The sequence below is a fragment of the Williamsia sp. R60 genome (assembly GCF_054063855.1).
Genome location: NZ_JBSSGR010000003.1, coordinates 484,545 through 503,561 on the forward strand (window position 1 = coordinate 484,545; position 19,017 = coordinate 503,561).

A 19,017-nucleotide genomic window follows, 5' to 3' on the forward strand; every position below is an offset into this window, starting at 1 on the left:
CCTGACTAGCGCCCGGCCAACAGTGAGAGCGGACGACCCAAGATTGCACTCAGCGTCTTGAGGTATTCGGCGGCCGGTGCCCCGTCGACTGCGCGGTGGTCAAAGGTCAAGCTCAACGTCATCACCTGCGTGCGGGCGGGAGTCTCACCCTCCCAACGGAAGCCGTCTTTCACTCGGCCGACGCCCAGGATCGCGACGTTGCCCGGGTTGATGACGGGGGTGAAGAAATCGACACCGTACGCGCCGAGCGTGCTCACCGAGAACGTCGCGCCCTCCATGTCCGACAGACCCAGTTTGCCGGTCCGCGCCCCGGACGCAAGGGTTCGGGTGCGGTCGGCGACCTCGGCCACCGACAGACTGTCTGCGTCGCGCACCACGGGCACGATCAGACCACCGTCGACCGCAACCGCCACACCGACGTTGATCTCCTCGAACAGCGTGATCTTGTCGTCGGCGATGCCTGCGTTCAGCAGCGGGTGCTCACGCAGCGCGAGAGCCGCTGCCTTGACGACGAAGTCGTTGAGACTGGGCGCCTTTGAACCGGATTGTGCTGCCTCGGCCTTGAGTTGCTCGCGGACGGCCACCAATGCGGTGACGTCCACCTCGTAGCTATGAGTCAACTGCGCCATCGTCTGCAGGCTGTCGATCATGTTGCGCGCGATGGCACCTCGCATGCCTGTCAGCGGGATGACCTCACCCGCTTGGGGACCCGTTGTCGGCGAGCCGACGCCGAGGGCCGCCGGAGCTGCGACCGTGCCCGCTGCCTCGACATCTGCCGTGGTGATGCGGCCTCCGATACCCGTCCCCGCGACCGCCGCGAGATCGACACGGAGTTCATCCGCGCGACGACGAACGAGTGGTCCAACGAATTGGCCTGCCGCGCCGGTGGTCTGGGTGGTCTTGCCTATGGTCGGAGTCGCTGCGGTCGGTTCGGGTGCCTTGGCGGGAGCTGCGGCGAGATGTTCCTCGACGTCCTCGGACACGATCCGGCCGCCGGGCCCCGTGCCACGGATGGTCGAGAGGTCCACGTTCGCAGCAACGGCGACCCGCCGTGCATTCGGAGAGGACTTGATCCGGCCCCCGTCGTCGGGGCCACCCACGACCACCGAGGCAGGAGCGGTGCGCGTTTCGGCGACAGGTTCCTGCTGCGCGACGGCAGCCGTTCCGTCGGGCGCCGACTCGCCTTCGCCCAGGAGCCAACCGATCACCGCGCCAACCGGCAGGACGTCACCGGCCGAAGCACCGGTGGCCAGGATGCCCTCGGCCTCGGCCTCCACGTCCACCTCGACCTTGTCGGTCTCGAGCCGCAGCAACAGGTCGCCCACCGCGATGTGCTGGCCTTCGCCGGCCAGCCACTCACCGATGACGCCCTCCTGCATCGTGAGCCCCAACTTCGGCAGCACGATCTGCTGAGCCACGATCAGTTCCTTTCGAGCAGTCGGCGCGCTCCTGCGACGATGCGGTCCGCGTCTGGGACATAAGCCTTTTCGAGCGGGGTGCTGAACGGCACCGGCGTGAAGGGTGCTCCGATCCGGAGGACCGGGGCATCGAGGTAGTCAAATGCCTCTTCCTGGATCTGGGCGGCCACTTCCGCGCCGATCCCGCCGAAGGTCACTGCCTCGTGGACCACCAGGATGCGGTTTGTCTTGGATGCGGACTTCACGATGGTGGCGGTGTCGAGCGGCTGGACCGATCGGGGGTCGACCACCTCCACGGAGACGCCGGACTGCTCGAGGATGTCGGCCGCCTTGAGTGCTTCGGCGACCATTCGTCCGAACGCGACGATGGTGACGTCGTCTCCTTCCCGCGGGATCGCTGCCTGGCCCAGCGGGATCTCGTAGATCTCTTCGGGCACCTCGCCGCGGGCGCCGAGCAGAACCTTGTTGAGCATGAACACCACGGGGTTGTCGTCACGCACCGCAGACACCATGAGGCCCTTGGCGTCATACGCGTTGGACGGCATGACCACCTTCAGACCGGGGGTGTGCGCCAGCCAGCTCTCCAGGCTCTGCGAGTGCTGCGCGCCCGCGCTCACGCCGGCGCCGTATGCCACCGCGATCACCATGGGGACCTTGACCTCCCCGCCGTACATGAACTTCATCTTGGCTGCCTGGTTCACCACCTGGTCGAGCGCGACCGCGAGGAAGTCCATGAACATGATGTCGACGATCGGACGCAGACCCCGCGCAGCGGCACCGACTCCCAGCCCGATGAGGCCCATCTCCGCGATGGGGGTATCGACCATCCGACGATCACCGAACTCGTCGAGCAAGCCGTCGTACATGTGGAAGACGCCGCCGTATCCCGCGACGTCCTCGCCGATGACAAAGACGTCCTCGTCTTCGCGCATGATCTGCGCGATGGCCTCGTTGTAGGCCTTGACGTAGGTTGTCTGACGCGCGGCCGGAGACGTCTCGGTCGTCGCCAATTCTGTTGCAGTAGACATGTGTTCAGCCTTCTCGGGTTCAGTCGCTGTAGACGTTCAGGGCGAAGTCGGCCAGGTCCGGGAATGGGCTGTTCTCAGCGAACTTCACGGATTCGGCGATGTCGGCGTCCACCTCGGTCCAGATCTGTGCGAACTCGGACTCGGTGACAACACCTTCGGAGACCGCGCGGGCCTCGAGCAGCTTGATGGCGTCCCGTTCTTTCCAAGCCTCGACCTCTTCGACGGTCCGGTAGGTCTTGCGCAGACCCTTGACTCCCTGGTGGTCGTAGTACCGATATGTTTTGGCCTCGACCAGCGTCGGACCGCCGCCATTTCGAGCTCGTTCGACGGCGCGCCCCACCGCGGCACGCACGGCGATCGCGTCCATTCCGTCGCAGATCTCGCTGGGGAAGCCGTACGCAGGTGCGCGATCGGCCACGTTCTCGAGCTTCATGTGGTCGCGCAGTGCGGTGAACTCCGCGTAGCCGTTGTTCTCGCAGACGAATACCACCGGGAGGTTCAGGATCCCGGCCATGTTCGCTGCTTCATGGAACGCGCCGATGTTGCTTGCGCCGTCGCCGAAGAACGGGATGGCAACGGTGTCCTCGCCGCGGTACTTGGCCGCGAACGCAGCTCCGACGGCGATCGGGATACCGCCTCCGACAATCCCGTTGGCGCCGAGCATGCCGATGGAGAGGTCGTTGATGTGCATCGAGCCGCCGCGGCCCTTGCAGTAGCCGTCGACCCGGCCGAACAGTTCGGCGAACATCTGCCGGAACTGCGCCCCCTTGGCCACGGCGTGACCGTGTCCGCGGTGCGTCGACGAGATCTGATCGGTGTCGCGCAGATTGCTCATGGCGCCGGCGGCCACCGCTTCCTGTCCGACGTACAGATGCAGGAAGCCGGGTAGCTTGCCGCCCTCCATGAGGCGACCTGCCTCGGTCTCGAACTGCCGGATTCGGACCATGAGGCGGTGCAGGTCGAGCAGCACTTCTTTGCTCGGAGTGGGGTCATTGGATCCGACGGGCTCAATGGCCTCGCGGGTTGCGTTGGTCGCGGTCGAAGTCACCACGAGCACCTCTTCTCTCGTTTCGAACCTTGCAGTCATGGACGCCGGGGGCGACTTTGTTTACTTCTTCTGCAGTATCGACCACTACTGTAGCCGAATGTAAGTAGAATCACTATAAAGTTACTACAGAGATCCGCGGCCCAGCGTGTTACTTGACTTGGTATCCAGTAAATCGCACGATGGGCGCCTACACGGACGTATTGGAAGGACTGAGTCAATGCTCGACCGAATCCGCGATCGGGCGATGACCGATCCCACCGGCACAGCCCTGGTGGACGACCGCACCGTCACGACCTGGCAGGAGGTCCTGGGCATTCTCGACGCGCTCGGCGAGCGGCTTATCGGCCTGGCAAGTGATCCTGATGAGCGCATCGCGGTGATCGGCGAGAACAACGTGGAAACCCTGCTCGCGCACGCTGCAGCCATCGGCCGCGGCGTCGGGCCGGTGGCGGTATCCCGCCAGCTCAAGGCGGGCGAGATGGCCGACCAGTTGATCGACTCCGGATCCGTGGCGGTGGTCACCGGCCCCCTTGGCCTCCAATCGGCGACAGAAGCGGCTGGCAAGGCGAACTTACGGGCCGTGATCGCACACCACGCTCCCGACGCCGACGGTGTTGTCACCTGGGCTGACTTTCTGGACGCTTCCCCCACCTCGGGTGCCACAGCGGCTCCCGATCAGCGGCCCGCCCGACCCCCGTTGGTCTACACATCGGGCACAACCGGGTGTGCTCGTGGAACCGAGGTGCACTGGCTGCCGGCGCCCGCGGCCAACGCCGCCGACTTCGCGACGGCAGTCGCGGGCCGATCGGGGTACCCGGCAGGCACCCACCTGGTGGTCGGGCCCCTGCAACACAACGGGCCGCTGACGTCGATTCGCCATCTGCTCTCCGGCCAGCCGGTGGTGATCCTCGGCCGTTTCGATCCGGAGCGGACCTTGGAACTGATCGAGACGCATCGGGTGACCTCCACGTTGATGGTGCCCACACACTTCCAACGCCTGCTGGCCTTGCCCGATGCCGTGAGAGACCGTTACGACGTGTCGAGCCTGGAGTACGTGGCACATACCGGCTCGGCCTGCCCACCAGACGTGAAGCGCGCGATGATCGACTGGTTCGGTCCGGTACTCATCGAGTCGTACGGCGGCAGCGAGATCGGCACCGTGTGCAAGATCGACTCGGCAGAATGGTTGGAACATCCACGCTCCGTCGGCCGGGCAGTACCGCCGTTCGAAGCTGTTGTCGTGGGCGACGAGGGCACCGAACTCGAGCGCGGCGCCGTCGGCGTGCTGGGATTTCGTACCCCACCCGAACGCGGTGTGGTCTACCACGCTGATCCCGAAAAGACCGCTGCCGCCTACATTTTGCCCGGCGTCGCGACTCTTGGGGACGTCGGCTACGTGGACGACGACGGGTACGTCTTCATCACCGACCGGGTGGCCGACATGGTGGTGTCCGGCGGGGTGAACCTGTACCCGGCCGAGAGTGAGCGCGTGCTGCTGACCCATCCGAATGTTGCCGAGGTCGCCGTGATCGGTGTACCGGACGGTGATCTCGGTGAAGCGCTCCTCGCGCTTGTTGTTCCCGCACAGGGCACTTCGCTGGACGTCGACGCGCTTGCATCGTTCGCCAAGGAGTCGATGGCCTCGTACAAGTGCCCCAAGCAATACGTGGTCGTCGACGAGCTGGCACGAAACGCGATGGGCAAACTCGACAAGAAGGCCCTGCGCGCCCCCTATTGGGCCACCGGCCGCACGATAGCCGGCTGAGTCACCCGTTCGTCCGCACGACCTGATGCTCTTCGAAAGGCACCGATGATCGAGATCCTGTTCGTCCGGCATGGCCAACCCGTGTCGGGGGTTCGTGATCCCGTCCTGGCGCCCGAGGGAATCGCCGACGCAGGCAAACTCGCCGAATGGTTGCGACACGAGACGGTCGATGCGATCGTCTCCAGTCCTCTGGCCCGCGCGCGTGAAACCGCTGACACCATCGCAGCCGGGTTGGGCCGCGAGGTGGATCTTGTCCTCGAAGATCTCCGTGAGTGGGACGACGACATCAGCCCCGAAGACTATGTCGCCCTCGAAGACATGGGACCGGACGATCCCCGGCTACTCGCCGTGGCGGCCGGCCGGTTCGAAGACTATGTGCCGCAACTCGATCTGCCGAAGTTCCGTGCTCGCGCGAGGAGTGCGATGGAGCAGGTGATCGACCGTTACGGATCGGGACGGGTGGTGGTGGTCGCCCACGGCGGCATCCTCAACGCAGCCATCGCGGACGTACTCGAGATGCCGAAGACGTTCTGGCACAACCCCGCCTACACCTCCGTGGCCCGGCTGCGCCGACTCGATTCCGGTGTAACCGTTGTTGATGCCATCAACGACACCGCCCACCTGCGTGGCACGGTGAACCCATGACACAGGTCGACAACACGGTCACCGCTACCCCAGACACCACCGCCGCCGACACCATCGCCACAGCCAGTCAGATCATCCTGGTCCGCCATGGACTACCTGGAGGCCCCGCGGTGGCCGACCCTTCACTGGGCGCCGAGGGTGTCGCTCAAGCCCGGCGTCTCGCCGAATGGCTGAGGGCGGAGCCGGTGGCCCAGTTCGTCTCCAGCCACTACGCTCGAGCACACGAAACCGCGCTGCTGGCAGCGCAGCCGCACGCCCTGGATGTGCAGGTGGACAAGCGGCTTCGCGAGTGGGACAGCGACCGCACCACCTACGCCACGCCCGAGGCCATCGCAGCCACGCCGCGAGGAAAAGCCTTCGCGGAGGGCCGATATGACGAGTTCATCCCCGACTTCGACAAGGTCGCAACAGCGGCCCGCATGCGCACAGCGGTGACCGAGGCGGCCGAGCGGGCACCAGGGCAGCTGACCGTCATCGTGTCCCACGGCGGTGTGATCAACACCCTGCTGACCGACATCCTGCAGGCCCCTTCGCCGTTCTTCTTCAACCCCGGCTACACCTCGATGACCCGCGTCGCGGTGCTGCGGTCGGGCAGGTTTGTCATCCAGTCCGTGAATGAGACCGCGCACCTGCGGGATTAGCAGGTCAGCGACGCCGGAGATCTCCGGCGAGCCGAACTCGGTGGGGATTGTCAGACCCCTCCGATACACTCGAACACATGTTCGGGGGGACAAGATCAGAGCAGGAACGGGCAACCGGAATCGGGGCGGCGGCGGTGCTGCGGCCCAACGAATTGCTGCGTAACGCCGAGGCAGCGGTTGCAGGCCAGGCCTACTTGGAGTGGGCGCGATACGACGCTGCCGCACAGCTGCACCGGCAGTTGGTCGAGCCACATGAGGACACCGCGGTTGCGCTGAGGGCGCTCGACCCGTTCGCCGTCTGCGCGGCGCGCTTGGCAGCGGCGCAGCAGATCACACAGCAGGGTGCCGAGCACCACCTGTCGCGAGCATTGGCTCTGCGAGACCGGCTACCGGCCGTCAACGAACAACTGCGGCAAGGACGGGTTGCAGCTCATCACATCGCGACGATCGTCTCGAGGACCGACCTGATCGACGGGTCAGCGTTCATGGCCGACATCGACCACGAAATAGCTGGGCACCTGCAACGAAACGGATCGTGGTCGAAGAACCGTATGCGAGACATGGTTGACTCCACGATATTTCGCCGCGACCCTGACCTCGTCCGTCACGATCGGGAAGACGCGAAGAACAAGCGCGGCGTGTGGTCGAACAACATCGAGCACGGAATGTCCGCCATCGATGCGGCCGCGAGCGCCGAAGAGACCGCCATGATCATGGCGCGCCTCGAGAAGCTGGCGATGTCGGTCTGCAAGGCCGACCCACGACGCAAGTCCGACCGGATGGCCGACGCTCTGTTCGCAGTCGTGATGGCCCGCGAGTTCTACTGCCAGTGCCCCAACGACCCGAAGCACCCCTGCACAGCCGACATTCGCACGGTCCCGACCCACGAGGCCGTGGCGTCGGGCATCGACGTGAAGATCATCCTTCACGTGATCGCCGATCAAGCCACCGTCGACGGCAGCGCAGACAGCCCCGGATACCTCGCCGGACATGGGGTGATCAGTGCTGACCATGTGCGCGACATCGCAACCAAGCCGGAAGTCGTCGCCCGTTCCATGGGAAACGACTACCGGGAGGTGCGACGGGACGAGTCTTTCGCAGAGACCGCCCCCACGTCGCATCTGGACGACCCCCGGTCCGCAGAAGCCCCCAGTTTCGTTCGCGACCGCGGAGATCCCGAGCAGGTGTCCGAAGAACACACATCATCCGACGGTGATCTCACTCAGCGGACGTCGTATTGCCGGGCAACACAGAGCATTCCAAGCGTCGACGTCAGAGGTACGCCGGACGCCGTCGAACCGCCTTTTGTGCAGGCCGTTCCACTGCCTGCCGTACAACCAGGCGACCCGTACAGGCCATCCGCAGTCGCAGACAGCTACATACGCATCCGCGACTGCTACTGCACGTGGCCTGGCTGCGACCGCAAGGCCTGGGGCGCCGACCTCGACCACACCCACGAGTACAACCACAACGATCCGGCCGCCGGAGGACATACCCACCCGGGCCACATGAAGGTTCTCTGCCGCTTTCACCATCTGCTCAAGACCTACTCCGACTGGCTCGATGACCAGTACCCGGACACGCGCAACGGTCGCACCCGGCTCGTCTTCATCACGCCTGAAGGGCGCTCCTATCGCGGCCCAGCCTGGACCGGCGAAGACCTGTTTCCGGTGCTCGCGCGTCTCGTCTGGGACGCCGGCCCGGTGCCCCGCAGACGCCCATCATCTCAGTCGCCACCATTCACGGACGGCCGACAGAAGACGCGTACCGCTGCCAAACACGCACGCCGTCAACAGGAAAGGAAACGAAACCGCCGACGAAGTCAGGAGACGGGCGAGCTCGCTCCTCCACCCTTCTGAGTTACTTGACAACGCCACCTGTTTGTTGATTGACTGTCGATATTGAGACGCGCGTCACAGTGTGCGTATCGTTCGCCGAGGGAGTCCCCTATGAGCACAGCCGGGTTGGTCGCGAGCAAGAAACTCGCCGAGAGGTACTCGGACGTTGTCCGCAGCCTTACGGCCGACGAGTGGGAGGCACCAAGCCGCTGCGCCGGGTGGTCGGTGAAAGACCTGGTGGCACACACGGGTTCGAACTTCAAGGTGATGGTCGATCCCCCGGCCGAGGATCCCGGAGCACCGACTCCCGCCACCGCCGAGGAGATGCAGGAACTGCTCGTGGCGCAGCGCCGCGACTGGACCAGTACTCAGGTCGCCGACGAGTTCCTGAGCAGCGCCGACGGCGCCATGGGGGTGCTGGAGATGATGCAACAAGACGGTGTGGCAAGTACCCCGATGACCATGACAGACCTGGGAACGTATCAGAGTCACCAACTTTCGGATGCCTTTGCGTTCGACATGTGGTGCCACATGTATGTGGATCTACTGGCACCCGAAGGCCCGGTCACTCGCCCGGTCGCCGAACCCGACAACGAGGTGCTGAGCGCTGCGATCGGCTGGATGTGGGACGGACTGCCGCAGATGTGCAAGCCGGTCAGCTCGGTGCTCGACCGCCCGCTGGGCGTGCGTCTTTCCGGGCCCGGTGGCGGCGAATGGACCCTTCGACCCGGTTCCGACCTGCTCGTTGTCGAGACCGGAATTGCCGATGCAGACACTGTGATCGCCTCTACCGCAACCTCTTTTGTGATGTGGGGCACAACTCGTACTTCATGGCGTGACCACGTGTCCGTCGATGGTGATTCGGATTTCGCCGCGACCGTGTTGGACACCATCAACATCGTGTGACGACCAACTCCCCGGGTTCCGAAACGGTTTGCCCGTGCGCGACGATGGGTACAGCGAGCGTGATCAGCCGGGTTCTGCCCATGTGCCCGGTGATCTGACGCCACGTCTGTCTCTCACCCACCACCTTTAGGGCTCGCACATGGGATCCATCCGGAAACGCCGCTTCGCTGCGTGCACATTTGTCGGCCTCGTCGGCGCCACACTCATCGGTGGAGGTATCGCCAACGGCGATCTGCCCATGAACTTGTCGATCTCTGGTCAGTCGTCGCTGGCGACGATCTCGTCGGGCACGGCACAGAACGTCACCTTGTTCGCCCGGGAGGTGGAGACCACCACCGAAGGAAATCTGCCCAGTGCCGCCATAAGCATGGAGTCCGCGCAACTGACCGACGTGTGCCTCTCGACTGTGGCACACGGCCTTCCGTTCATCGGTGACGTGACCATGTACATCCGGGTTCCAGGCAACAACACAACCGTGGACAATCTGGTTGTCGATGCCTCCTCCGTGGGAGGGTCCGTGAAGGCGGGACCGGCGCAGCTCGGACTCGACGTCTCCGCGACGGGTCAGGCCGAGGGCGTGGTGACAGCCGGGAAGACGGCGGCGAACGCGACGATGACGCAAGCCCGCATCGACGTCATCTCCCTGAACGCCAGCGCGGTGTCGATGAAGAACTTCACCATCGACGTCGACAAGGGATCCACGACTTGCTGACCACGGAAAGCACTCAGACCCGACGCGCGCGATTCCGGAAGTGGCGGACACAACGTCCGTTCTGGGCCGCCACCTTGATCATCCTGTCAGGTCTGTGCCTGCTGCTGCCCGCCTACACGACCATCCATGTCGGCGATGTCCTGGTCACCATCAGCACCATCTCCGGCGTATCCACCCTGTTGCTCGGCGCGCTGATGTTGCTGTGCGGAGTGGCTTCGTTGTTGCGTCCGAGCGTGAAGTTGCCCGCGGGTGTCAGCGCCATGATCATCGCGCTGGTTGCACTCCCGGCAGCCAACTTCGGCGGCTTCATCATCGGCACGTTGCTCGGCATTGTCGGTGCGAGCCTGGTGTTGGCCTGGTCTGATGCCCCACGTTCACCGATCTCCGCAGAAAGCGCGGCCGACCGCCACGCGTAGGGCCGCCCGTCGTCGGCTGTGATCCTCCGGGCTGTCGTCACCGGTCGCGGTGTAGACGATGGCATTCTGGGCCCAGGTGCTCGCCAACGCGATCAACATGGACCACAAGTCTTCCGCACCTACATCGTCGACGAGGATCCCGCGCGCCTGGCCGTCCGAAATCGCTTGAAGCACATCGGCATCGCGGTTTGGTAGGTGCGCGAAGAGGGCGCCTGTGGGCGTGCGCTCCAACCTCGCCCATGACAACAACCGAACAAGACACGGGTCCTCGAGGTACATGTCGTACAGACGTACGGCGTAACCGGGGAGATCGTCCGCATCAAACGGCACGGTGTCCACGTCGGCATCAACACGCGCTGCGAAGACGGCGTCGAACAACTTGTCCTTGCTGCCGAAGTAGCTGTAGATCTGCGACTTGTTGATCGGTGTGGTGGCAGCGATCCGGTCGACCCGGGCGCCGGCGATCCCGTAGGCCGCGAACTCCGCGGTGGCCGCGGCCAGTATTCGCCGCCTGGTCTCTGATGCGTCGCCCATGGACACCCACTCTACCCAAAACCAACTCGTTGGTTGCCAGCTCGGCGAACATGCCCTACCGTCGGATCCAACTGGTTGGTTGGTTATTGAGATGAGGACACATGCGGACAATCACGGGCTATCGAGCGAGCACCACAACGTCAGGTGTCGAACCCTTTCGCTTCGAAAGGCGAGAGCTCAGGGATGACGATGTCGCCGTACAGGTCACGTTCTGCGGGGTCTGTCATACCGACCTGCACGCGGTGCGCAACTCTGCGCCCGACCGGGACTCGTCCCCCGTGGTCCCCGGTCACGAGTTCGTCGGGACAGTCACCGCGGTGGGAGGGGCGGTCACCGCATTCGAAGTGGGCGATGAGGTGGCGGTGGGCAACATCGTCGACTCGTGCGGGGACTGCGACATGTGCGGGGTGGGTCAGGAGAACTTCTGCCGAAACTATCCGACATTGACCTATGGCGGCACCGACCGACGTGACGGTTCGACCACCTTGGGTGCGTACTCCACCGAGTACGTTGTGCGCGACCGATTTGTCTACCACCGTCCCTCGGTCCTCGACCCGGCAGCAGTGGCGCCTCTGATGTGCGCGGGAATCACGGTGTGGGAACCATTGCGCAGCAACTCTGTCGGTCCGGGCATGTCGGTCGGTGTGGTGGGAGCCGGCGGCCTCGGCCACATGGCCGTCAAGTTGGCGAATGCGCTCGGCGCCGAGGTCACGGTGTTCACGACGTCGACCGGAAAGGCCGAGGACGCCTCTCGGCTCGGCGCCCACCGCGTGGTGATCTCGACCGAGTCCGCCTCGATGGCGGAGATGACCGGAAAGCTTGACCTCATCATCGACTGCGTCCCGGTGGAGCACGACCCGGCCCCATATCTCCGCTGTCTCGCTCTCGACGGAACCCTCTGCGTGGTGGGGCATCTCGGGCCGATGACGATAGACACCGTCGACCTGCTGATCGGCCGCAAGAGCCTCAGCTCTGCGGGCAGCGGCGGCCGCAGACACACGCAGGACCTGCTCGACTTCTGCGGTGAGCACAACATCACCGCAGATGTCGAAGTGCTGCCTTCACGCCAGGTGAACGAGGCATTGGAGCGGTTGTCTCGCAACGACGTGCGTTACCGGTTTGTCCTCGACATGGCCGATGCCGCCGAACTCAGCCGAGTCTGACCAACATCTTGCCGACGTTCCCGCCGCCGAGCATCGACAGGAAAGCGTCCACGGCGTTGTCCAGACCGTCGTAGACGGTGGATTCGGCGACCAGTTCGCCAGCCTCAAGCCAACCGACAACCCGATCCTCGAACTCGGGCCTCAGATCTTCGTGGTCACGGACGATGAAGCCGCGCAGAGTGATTCGCTTGAGGATGGCGTTCATCAACACGTCGATGGGCGGACGGTCAGGCCCACCGTTGGAGATCATCCCGCACAGCGCAACTCGGCCCCCGACCTTCAGAGACGACAGCGCGGCGACAAGATGGTCTCCACCGACGTTGTCGAAGTAGAGGTCGATGCCATCGGGAGCCGCGGCCCGCAGAGCCGAACCGATCGGCTCGCTGCGATAGTCGATGCCCGCGTCGAAGCCTAGATCCTCTATGAGCTTCCCCGCCTTCGACGGGCCTCCCGCGCTGCCGATCACGGTGCGCGCACCCATCAATCGCGCGAACTGGCCGGCTGTGCTGCCGACCGCACCGGCGGCAGCCGAGACGAAGACGTCGTCACCCGGACGTAGTTCGCCCGCACGGACCAAACCTGCGTAAGCGGTGAAACCTGTTTGCCCCAGCGCCCCGAGCCAGTGGTGCAGTTCGAGCCCGCGGGGTTCGATGACCGCCGCGGCGGAAGCGTCGACCACGGCGTGTTCGCGCCAGCCCAACCGGTGGCGCACGTACGACCCGTTCGGGATCAGGCCGTTCCCGTCGACCACCACGCCCAGCGCCGAGCCGTCCAGCGGGGCGTCGACCTGGAAGTTGGTGGTGTAGTGCATCTCCGAAGTGCCCAGACGGCCCCGCATCGACGGGTCGACACTCATGAACAGGTTCTGCACCAGCACCTGACCGCCCGAGATCTCGGGCACAGCCGTGTCACGAACCTCGAAATGCTCTGGACGGGGCTCCCCGTCTGCCGGCCGCTCCTTCAGGAAGACCGCGCGCGTGGTGGTGATGACACCGCTGCTCACGGCAGCTCCAGGATTGTTACCGTGCCCTTGGAGCCATCGACCTCGACCAGCGCGCCGTCCGGGATCCTTCGGGTGGCCGCGGGAACGCCCGCTGTGCAAGCGATTCCGAGCTCGCGACTGACGATCATGGCGTGCGAACCCATGGCACCCACGTCGGTGATCGCACCGGCGGACACCATGAACAGCGGAGTCCACGACGGATCGGTCTGCGGCGCGACGAGGATCTCGCCGACCTCGAACGTGTCGAGTGCGTCCATCGAGGTGATGACGCGGGTGCGCCCCGTGGTGATGCCCGGCGAAGCACCCGAACCCTGCAGCACGTCACCGACTTTCACACCCTCGACGACCGATTCGCCCTTGCGCTTGAGACCCGACAGCGGGGGCATCGGCTCCCGGGTGTCAAGGAACGTCGGCAGTTCCAGTCCGAACAGCTCGCGCCATTGCCGGTGCCGGTCGGCCAGTGTTCGTGTCATCGACTCCGGCGCGCTGGCCAGGGCGTCGAGTTCGTCGTCGACTGCCATGAAGACGTGGTCGGGTGACTCGAGATGACCCTGCGCGTGCAGCCGTCGGCCCAACTCGACCAGCGGGACACGTGCCTCGTGCAACACCTTGATGCAGTTGGTCTTTGCCCGTTCACGCCAGGCTGCGAACCGTCGGGCCGATGCGACCGCGGCGTCGAGGGTCGCGAGTGCCTCGGTGTCGTCACCCACGATGGCCCGGGCACGCGCCAACGCGTCGTCGGTGGCGGACGCATGTTCTGACAGCCGAGCGGCGGGTGATGCCGAATCGTCTTGCAGCCGGAGGCGATCGATCAGCGAGAAGACCAGGTCGGGCTTGGTCTCCCAGGAAACCGAACCGAGGTCCCACTCGTTCGGTCCTCGGTATCCGAAGTCGAGGAGGAACTGCTCGAGCGACGCGTCGAACTTCGGATCGATGCCGGCGATCCGCGTACCCACCCCGGCGACGCCACCGTCGAAAGCCGCCATCAGCTGCTCGTCGGCGCGGACAAGGCGACCGAGCTCCCACAACGCATACGACGGCAGGGCCGAATCGACGTCGCCGGCCGAACCGACAAGCGTGACGATGAGGTCCTGATGATCGGCACCCAGCAGTTGGCCGAGCACGGCGGGGCCGACAGCGGCGCAGTTGGTGGCCACCACCTCGCCACGCCAGGCGACCCGCTCCAGCGGCATCACCGAACGTGCTCGCGCGACAAGGGCCGCTGGGGTCAGCGACGTGAGGTCGGGCCGCTCGGTGCGCAGTCGGTCCGCGAGCGTGCGATCTTCCTCCAGTTCCGGGAAGGTTTCTGTAGACAGCGCCCAGGCGTTGCGGTCGGCCAGACGCCGGCTGGCGTCTGCGTTCTCGTCGTCCGGATGGCCCACGTAGGCGGGGATGTCGGGGTCGCCGCCGTACCAGAGCTGGTCTACCAACTCCACCGGCAGTCCACCGCGGATCCCGACGAGCCGCGACATCGAGAGGTTGATGTACAGGTGGCCGTAGAAGATGCCGGACGATGCGGCCACGTCAGGCTTCTCCGCCAGCGAATAGCTGCCCAAGCTGGCGTAACCGAAGTTCCAACCGGGCAAGATGTTCTGGATCCATCCGAGATCGGCGCCCAGTGGGGTGATCGGATCGGACAGCACGTCGCTGGCGTTCAGCCGGGTGTACACGGGCAGGCGGTTGCTGGGATCGGTATCGACCAGCCAACGTTCTTCGGTCATCTCATCTCGACTCTGGGTTAGTTTCTATATTTTGGGTGCAGTACGGTGTGTGACATGTAACACTGTACCGAGACTGTAGACGAATACAAGTAACTTGTCTGCACTCACCGACCGTTGGTTCAAGGGAGATTTGATGAAGCTGCAAGACAAGGTCGTCGCCATCACCGGCGGTACGCAGGGCATTGGACGAGGGATCGCCGAGGCGGCTCTCGCCGAAGGCGCCAAGGTGGCGCTCAACGGACGGTCGGCCGAGAAGGGCGAGAAGGCACTGGCCGATCTCGGAGTCGGCGAGCGAGCCGCATTCTTCCCCGGCGACGTGACCGTACAGGCGGACGTCGAGGACTTCATCGAGCAGACGGTCGCCACGTTCGGACGCATCGACGTGCTGGTCAACAATGCCGGTGGCGCAAAGGACCTTCAGCCCACCGCCAAGCTCACCGATGACGAGTGGAATCTGGTGATGAACTGGAACCTCAACGCCAACTTCTGGGCCACCCGCCGCGCGCTGCAGCACATGCTCCCCAACAAGTACGGACGCATCATCAACATCTCGTCGGTGGAGGGCAAGCAGGGCAAGCCTGTCTTCACCGCCTACGTCGCCGCCAAGCACGCGATCAACGGGATGACCAAGTCGATCGCCCGGGAAGTGGGCACCGAAGGCATCACCGTGAACGCGATCTGCCCGGGCCTGGTGATCACCGACATCATCAAGGACAACGGCCCCGCCACCGCCGAGGCGATGGGTATGTCATTCGAAGAGATGGTTGCTCTGTTCGCCGAGGAGTCGGCGATCAAGCGCCCCAACACTGTCGAGGAAGTTGCCGCAATGGCGATGCTGCTTGCCTCGGACGCGGGCGCCGGAATCACCGGAGCGCTACTCAGCGTCGACGGCGGCACCGCGTCCTACTGACTTCACCGGACTTCTCCGACCACGGAGGAGAGACATGAACCCACCGGTCGAGCCGCACATCGGCCGGTGGGTCCACTGTCCGATAGACCCGCGCCACCCCTGCGGTGTCACCTACGATTGCTCATCATGGACACACCCACGGCGCCTCTCGGCCACCGATGATCGGCCGCATCCGAAACCGCGCCGAATTCCATCCCGACCTGCGCTTCGCATCGATGCTGTTGCCGCCTCGACTGGTGAGCCGTCGGACCCTGCCGATCATGCGGAAATTGAGGACCATCCTCCCCTCGGGCGGAGATGTGGAAGTTCACCAGGTCGAGACAGGCGCCTCTGCGCGGGTGTTCAGGCATCCGGGTGCCACCGCGCCATCGCCTGCACTTCTGTGGATACACGGTGGCGGATACGTCATCGGTGCAGCCGCGCAGGACGACGGCCTCTGCCGTGCCTTCGCCGAGAAGCTCGCCGCGACAGTGGTTTCCGTGGACTATCGACTGGCTCCGGACAATCCGTACCCGGCCGCACTCGACGACTGCGACGCCACCCTGCAATGGATGGCCACTCAGCCGGACATCAACCCTGCCAATATCGCAATCGGTGGTGCCAGCGCAGGAGGTGGGCTGGCGGCGGCACTGGCGTTGCGTGCTGCAGACCGCGGCGAGATCAACCCGGTGCTACAGCTCCTGTCGTATCCGATGCTCGACGACCGCTCGGAGACACCTGATCGACATCATCGGCTGTGGGACGCGCGGAGCAATCGTTTCGGCTGGCAGAGCTATCTCGGCGACGCCGATCCGGCGACGGCGGTGCCGGCACGTCGCGAGAACCTCAGCGGCGTCGCGCCGGCATGGATCGGGGTCGGCACACTCGATCTGTTCTTCGACGAGGACAAGAGGTACGCCGAGCGCCTCGAAGAGGCCGGCGTGCCGTGTGAGTTCGTCACCGTACCGGGCGCCTTCCACGGGTTCGATCTGGTGGCGCGAGGGGCAGAGGTGTCCAGGACGTACTTCGGATCGCAATGTGATGCTCTGAGAAGAGCTTTCGCAGCCTAAGCGGGCCCCGGGCTGATCAGTCCGGTGATGGCCCATTCGAGGCACCGCGCCAGGATGGTGTCGAATTGGGGAACCACCCAGCTGCCCCGGTCCACCTTGCCGAGGTCGTCGATGCCCAGGTCCTGCACGTCGAATCGTCCCCGGCAGTGACCGAGAGTGAAGTAGCAGACCGTTCCATCGCCGTGGTCCTTGAGGTACAAGACGGGCCGGGGCTCGTCCACACTGGTGTGCCCCTCCTCGAAACCTGTTGATGCGCCGACGAACCGGGTGTGCGCGAGCACCTGAATGGGCGGGTGCAGTTCGCTGATGTACAACTCGTCGGTCACCTCGAACGGTTCCACGTCGGCCACGAACGGATGGTCCGGATCGGTGATCTCGACGAGGTACGGTGCGATCGGCGGGTGTCCGAGGAACTGACTGCCGATCACAGCCGGCAGCTCACCCATCGACCTGGGGGTCACGTACTTGCTCGGGCTTCCCGGCGCCGTCGGCTCGATCGCCGAGTTGGTCCCGTGCAGGGCGAGCCATCTACCGCCACGTCCGACGAAGTCGATCAGTGCTTGTTGCTGGCCGGCGTCGGGAACCACGTTGCACGTATAGGTGATCAGCATGTCCGCCGAGTCGATCGCTTCGAGACAGTCGTAGTTCTCGAAGACGCGGGTACGCACGTGCTCGTAGTCCGCCAAGGCCGAAAGCAGTTGCAGCCGCGCGTAGTCGAAGTCGTGCCATTGGCCACCACACACCAGTACCGCGTCGATACGGCCCGAGGGTCCAGACATGTGTTCCTCTCTCCACGTGAACCGGTACCGCGTTCAGCCGTGTGCGTGCAGTGCCTTCCCCGCCAACGCGAGATGCGCCTCACCGAGCGCTTCAGCCTGTGTGGGATGGGCATGGATCAACTGGGCGACATCGCCGGCAGTCGCTTCCCAGTTGTAGATGAGTTGTGCTTCACCGATGAGCTCACCGACGCGGGCACCAACCATGTGGATACCGACAACCGGTCCGTTCTCGCCGGCGCGCACGAGCTTGATCCCGCCTGTCGTGCGCAGGATGCGGCTCTTGCCGTTGCCACCGAGATCGTAGACGGCCGTGGAGACGTCGCCGTACTTCTCGGCCGCCTCCGACTCTGTCAGGCCCACCGATGCCACTTCCGGGTTCGAGTACGTCACCCGGGGAATTCCCTTGTCCGCGATGGGCATCGCGTCCAGTCCGGCGAGTTGCTCGGCCACCAGGATGCCCTGGGCAAAGCCACGATGCGCCAGTTGCGGCCCGGGCACGATGTCCCCCACCGCGAACACACCTGGCACGCCGGTCTGTAACAACTCGTCGGTGATCACCCACCCGCGGTCGACTTCGACGCCGGCCTCTTCGAACCCCAGCCCGGCAGTTCGTGGACCCCGTCCCACCGACACCAGCAGCAGATCCGCGCTGACGTGCCTGCCGTCGGCCAACTCGACGTCGACCCCGCCGTCGGCGTCCGTGGTCACGGATGCAAAAGCGGTACCCGTCAGGCTCTTGATGCCTCGTTTGCGAAACGCGTGCTCGACCTGCTTCGAGCTCCACTCGTCTTCGGTGGGCAACAGGCGCGGAGCAGCTTCGACGATGGTCACCTCGGTGCCCAGAGATGCCCAGACACTGGCGAATTCGCATCCGATGACACCACCACCGAGAACCACCACCCGATCGGGAACGGAGTCGAGTTCGAGTGCCCGGTCACTGGTCATCACAGGCCCTCCGAGCTCGAGTCCGGGCAGGCTCCTGGCCTGTGAACCTGTCGCGAGCACCAGCGCCTCTCCGCGGTATCGGGCACGCCCACCCGCCGCGAGTTCGACTTCGACCGTACGGTCGGCGACCACTCGGCCGTAGCCGGCGACAACCTCGATACCGCGCGAGGCCACCAAGCCCTGGAGTCCGCGATAGAGGCCGGCAATGACGTCGTTCTTGTAGCTGTTGACGGCACTCATGTCGATGCCGTCGAGGGTGGCCTTGATGCCGAAGCCGTGGGCTTCGCGCACCGAGTCGGCCACCTCGGCCGCGTGCAGCAACGCCTTGGTGGGGATGCACCCGTTGTGAAGGCATGTGCCGCCGAGTTTTCCGGCTTCGACGAGGACCACCGACATGCCCAGCTGCGCCGCACGCAGGGCGCACGCATAGCCGCCGGATCCGCCGCCGAGGATGACCACGTCGGCCGGCTGATCATTGTTGTCGCTACTGGTCATG

18 protein-coding genes are annotated in these 19,017 nt (G+C 64.9%); 10 read left to right on the forward strand and 8 right to left on the reverse strand.

Annotated elements, in window-relative coordinates; all coding sequences use genetic code 11:
* Window positions 1-5: 5 nt before the first annotated feature.
* From ACVWY6_RS15635 to ACVWY6_RS15645, 3 genes are read right to left on the reverse strand one after another with little or no spacing between them, the layout of a single operon-like run.
* A complete protein-coding gene (locus ACVWY6_RS15635; RefSeq protein ID WP_457539241.1) occupies window positions 6-1,418 on the reverse strand; it encodes a 2-oxo acid dehydrogenase subunit E2 in 1,413 nt (470 codons plus the stop codon).
* Window positions 1,419-1,420: 2 nt separating this feature from the next.
* Window positions 1,421-2,446: an alpha-ketoacid dehydrogenase subunit beta gene (locus ACVWY6_RS15640; RefSeq protein WP_457539242.1), complete on the reverse strand. Its 1,026-nt coding sequence runs from the start codon at window positions 2,444-2,446 to the stop codon at window positions 1,421-1,423.
* Window positions 2,447-2,465: 19 nt separating this feature from the next.
* Entirely contained in the window at window positions 2,466-3,494 is a 1,029-nt protein-coding gene (locus tag ACVWY6_RS15645; RefSeq protein ID WP_457539244.1) for a thiamine pyrophosphate-dependent dehydrogenase E1 component subunit alpha, read from the reverse strand.
* 217 nt (window positions 3,495-3,711) lie between these two features.
* Here ACVWY6_RS15645 and ACVWY6_RS15650 point away from each other — a divergent pair, with 217 nt between their 5' ends.
* From ACVWY6_RS15650 to ACVWY6_RS15680, 7 genes are all read left to right on the forward strand, one after another.
* Entirely contained in the window at window positions 3,712-5,259 is a 1,548-nt protein-coding gene (locus ACVWY6_RS15650) for an AMP-binding protein (protein ID WP_457539246.1), read from the forward strand.
* A 45-nt stretch (window positions 5,260-5,304) separates the two neighbouring features.
* Window positions 5,305-5,904 (forward strand): histidine phosphatase family protein, encoded by a 600-nt coding sequence (locus ACVWY6_RS15655; RefSeq protein WP_457539248.1) that lies wholly within the window; start codon window positions 5,305-5,307, stop codon window positions 5,902-5,904.
* A complete protein-coding gene (locus ACVWY6_RS15660; RefSeq protein WP_457539249.1) occupies window positions 5,901-6,545 on the forward strand; it encodes a histidine phosphatase family protein in 645 nt (214 codons plus the stop codon). Before ACVWY6_RS15655 ends, ACVWY6_RS15660 begins: the two co-directional genes overlap by 4 nt.
* Window positions 6,546-6,622: 77 nt before the next feature.
* Window positions 6,623-8,404: a DUF222 domain-containing protein gene (locus ACVWY6_RS15665; protein ID WP_457539251.1), complete on the forward strand. Its 1,782-nt coding sequence runs from the start codon at window positions 6,623-6,625 to the stop codon at window positions 8,402-8,404.
* Window positions 8,405-8,494: 90 nt separating this feature from the next.
* Window positions 8,495-9,289 carry a maleylpyruvate isomerase family mycothiol-dependent enzyme gene (locus ACVWY6_RS15670; RefSeq protein ID WP_457539252.1) on the forward strand — a complete coding sequence of 265 codons (795 nt, stop codon included), beginning with the start codon at window positions 8,495-8,497 and terminating at the stop codon, window positions 9,287-9,289.
* Window positions 9,290-9,428: 139 nt separating this feature from the next.
* Entirely contained in the window at window positions 9,429-10,001 is a 573-nt protein-coding gene (locus ACVWY6_RS15675) for a DUF6230 family protein (protein ID WP_031332417.1), read from the forward strand.
* On the forward strand, window positions 9,995-10,417 hold the full coding sequence (locus ACVWY6_RS15680) for a DUF6114 domain-containing protein (RefSeq protein ID WP_457539254.1): 423 nt from the start codon (window positions 9,995-9,997) through the stop codon (window positions 10,415-10,417). Before ACVWY6_RS15675 ends, ACVWY6_RS15680 begins: the two co-directional genes overlap by 7 nt.
* On the opposite strand, the gene ACVWY6_RS15685 is transcribed toward ACVWY6_RS15680, so the two are convergent.
* On the reverse strand, window positions 10,376-10,951 hold the full coding sequence (locus tag ACVWY6_RS15685; protein ID WP_457539256.1) for a TetR family transcriptional regulator: 576 nt from the start codon (window positions 10,949-10,951) through the stop codon (window positions 10,376-10,378). The two genes, ACVWY6_RS15680 and ACVWY6_RS15685, sit on opposite strands and share 42 nt — an antisense overlap.
* A gap of 101 nt (window positions 10,952-11,052) precedes the next feature.
* Here ACVWY6_RS15685 and ACVWY6_RS15690 point away from each other — a divergent pair, with 101 nt between their 5' ends.
* Window positions 11,053-12,114 (forward strand): NAD(P)-dependent alcohol dehydrogenase, encoded by a 1,062-nt coding sequence (locus ACVWY6_RS15690; protein WP_457539258.1) that lies wholly within the window; start codon window positions 11,053-11,055, stop codon window positions 12,112-12,114.
* Here ACVWY6_RS15690 and ACVWY6_RS15695 read toward each other — a convergent pair.
* Window positions 12,101-13,117, reverse strand: coding sequence for an NADP-dependent oxidoreductase (locus tag ACVWY6_RS15695; protein ID WP_457539260.1), 1,017 nt, complete (start codon window positions 13,115-13,117; stop codon window positions 12,101-12,103). The genes ACVWY6_RS15690 and ACVWY6_RS15695 overlap by 14 nt on opposite strands.
* Window positions 13,114-14,838: a PEP-utilizing enzyme gene (locus tag ACVWY6_RS15700; RefSeq protein ID WP_457539261.1), complete on the reverse strand. Its 1,725-nt coding sequence runs from the start codon at window positions 14,836-14,838 to the stop codon at window positions 13,114-13,116. Before ACVWY6_RS15700 ends, ACVWY6_RS15695 begins: the two co-directional genes overlap by 4 nt.
* A gap of 133 nt (window positions 14,839-14,971) precedes the next feature.
* On the opposite strand from ACVWY6_RS15700, the gene ACVWY6_RS15705 reads away from it, so the two are divergent.
* Together ACVWY6_RS15705 and ACVWY6_RS15710 are read left to right on the forward strand one after the other, a co-directional pair.
* Window positions 14,972-15,748, forward strand: a complete 777-nt coding sequence (locus ACVWY6_RS15705) for an SDR family NAD(P)-dependent oxidoreductase (protein ID WP_031332414.1) — start codon at window positions 14,972-14,974, stop codon at window positions 15,746-15,748.
* A gap of 158 nt (window positions 15,749-15,906) precedes the next feature.
* Window positions 15,907-16,797, forward strand: a complete 891-nt coding sequence (locus ACVWY6_RS15710; RefSeq protein WP_457539263.1) for an alpha/beta hydrolase — start codon at window positions 15,907-15,909, stop codon at window positions 16,795-16,797.
* Here the strand turns inward: ACVWY6_RS15710 and ACVWY6_RS15715 are convergent.
* Both ACVWY6_RS15715 and lpdA read right to left on the reverse strand, forming a co-directional pair.
* The gene (locus ACVWY6_RS15715) at window positions 16,794-17,576 is read right to left on the reverse strand and encodes a ThuA domain-containing protein (RefSeq protein ID WP_457539264.1); all 783 of its coding nucleotides are present in this window, start codon (window positions 17,574-17,576) and stop codon (window positions 16,794-16,796) included. The genes ACVWY6_RS15710 and ACVWY6_RS15715 overlap by 4 nt on opposite strands.
* 33 nt (window positions 17,577-17,609) lie before the next feature.
* The gene (gene lpdA / locus ACVWY6_RS15720) at window positions 17,610-19,016 is read right to left on the reverse strand and encodes a dihydrolipoyl dehydrogenase (RefSeq protein ID WP_457539266.1); all 1,407 of its coding nucleotides are present in this window, start codon (window positions 19,014-19,016) and stop codon (window positions 17,610-17,612) included.
* Between the last annotated feature and the right edge of the window lies 1 nt (window position 19,017).

Excerpts from the sequence above, each read along its gene's own strand:
- ACVWY6_RS15640 (WP_457539242.1), bottom strand. The coding sequence starts at position 2,446 with ATGTCTACTGCAACAGAATTGGCGACGACCGAGACGTCTCCGGCCGCG.
- ACVWY6_RS15650 (WP_457539246.1), top strand. The coding sequence starts at position 3,712 with ATGCTCGACCGAATCCGCGATCGGGCGATGACCGATCCCACCGGCACA.
- ACVWY6_RS15655 (WP_457539248.1), top strand. The coding sequence starts at position 5,305 with ATGATCGAGATCCTGTTCGTCCGGCATGGCCAACCCGTGTCGGGGGTT.
- ACVWY6_RS15660 (WP_457539249.1), top strand. The coding sequence starts at position 5,901 with ATGACACAGGTCGACAACACGGTCACCGCTACCCCAGACACCACCGCC.
- ACVWY6_RS15665 (WP_457539251.1), top strand. The coding sequence starts at position 6,623 with ATGTTCGGGGGGACAAGATCAGAGCAGGAACGGGCAACCGGAATCGGG.
- ACVWY6_RS15670 (WP_457539252.1), top strand. The coding sequence starts at position 8,495 with ATGAGCACAGCCGGGTTGGTCGCGAGCAAGAAACTCGCCGAGAGGTAC.
- ACVWY6_RS15675 (WP_031332417.1), top strand. The coding sequence starts at position 9,429 with ATGGGATCCATCCGGAAACGCCGCTTCGCTGCGTGCACATTTGTCGGC.
- ACVWY6_RS15685 (WP_457539256.1), bottom strand. The coding sequence starts at position 10,951 with ATGGGCGACGCATCAGAGACCAGGCGGCGAATACTGGCCGCGGCCACC.
- ACVWY6_RS15690 (WP_457539258.1), top strand. The coding sequence starts at position 11,053 with ATGCGGACAATCACGGGCTATCGAGCGAGCACCACAACGTCAGGTGTC.
- ACVWY6_RS15700 (WP_457539261.1), bottom strand. The coding sequence starts at position 14,838 with ATGACCGAAGAACGTTGGCTGGTCGATACCGATCCCAGCAACCGCCTG.
- ACVWY6_RS15705 (WP_031332414.1), top strand. The coding sequence starts at position 14,972 with ATGAAGCTGCAAGACAAGGTCGTCGCCATCACCGGCGGTACGCAGGGC.
- ACVWY6_RS15710 (WP_457539263.1), top strand. The coding sequence starts at position 15,907 with ATGATCGGCCGCATCCGAAACCGCGCCGAATTCCATCCCGACCTGCGC.
- ACVWY6_RS15715 (WP_457539264.1), bottom strand. The coding sequence starts at position 17,576 with ATGTCTGGACCCTCGGGCCGTATCGACGCGGTACTGGTGTGTGGTGGC.
- lpdA (WP_457539266.1), bottom strand. The coding sequence starts at position 19,016 with ATGACCAGTAGCGACAACAATGATCAGCCGGCCGACGTGGTCATCCTC.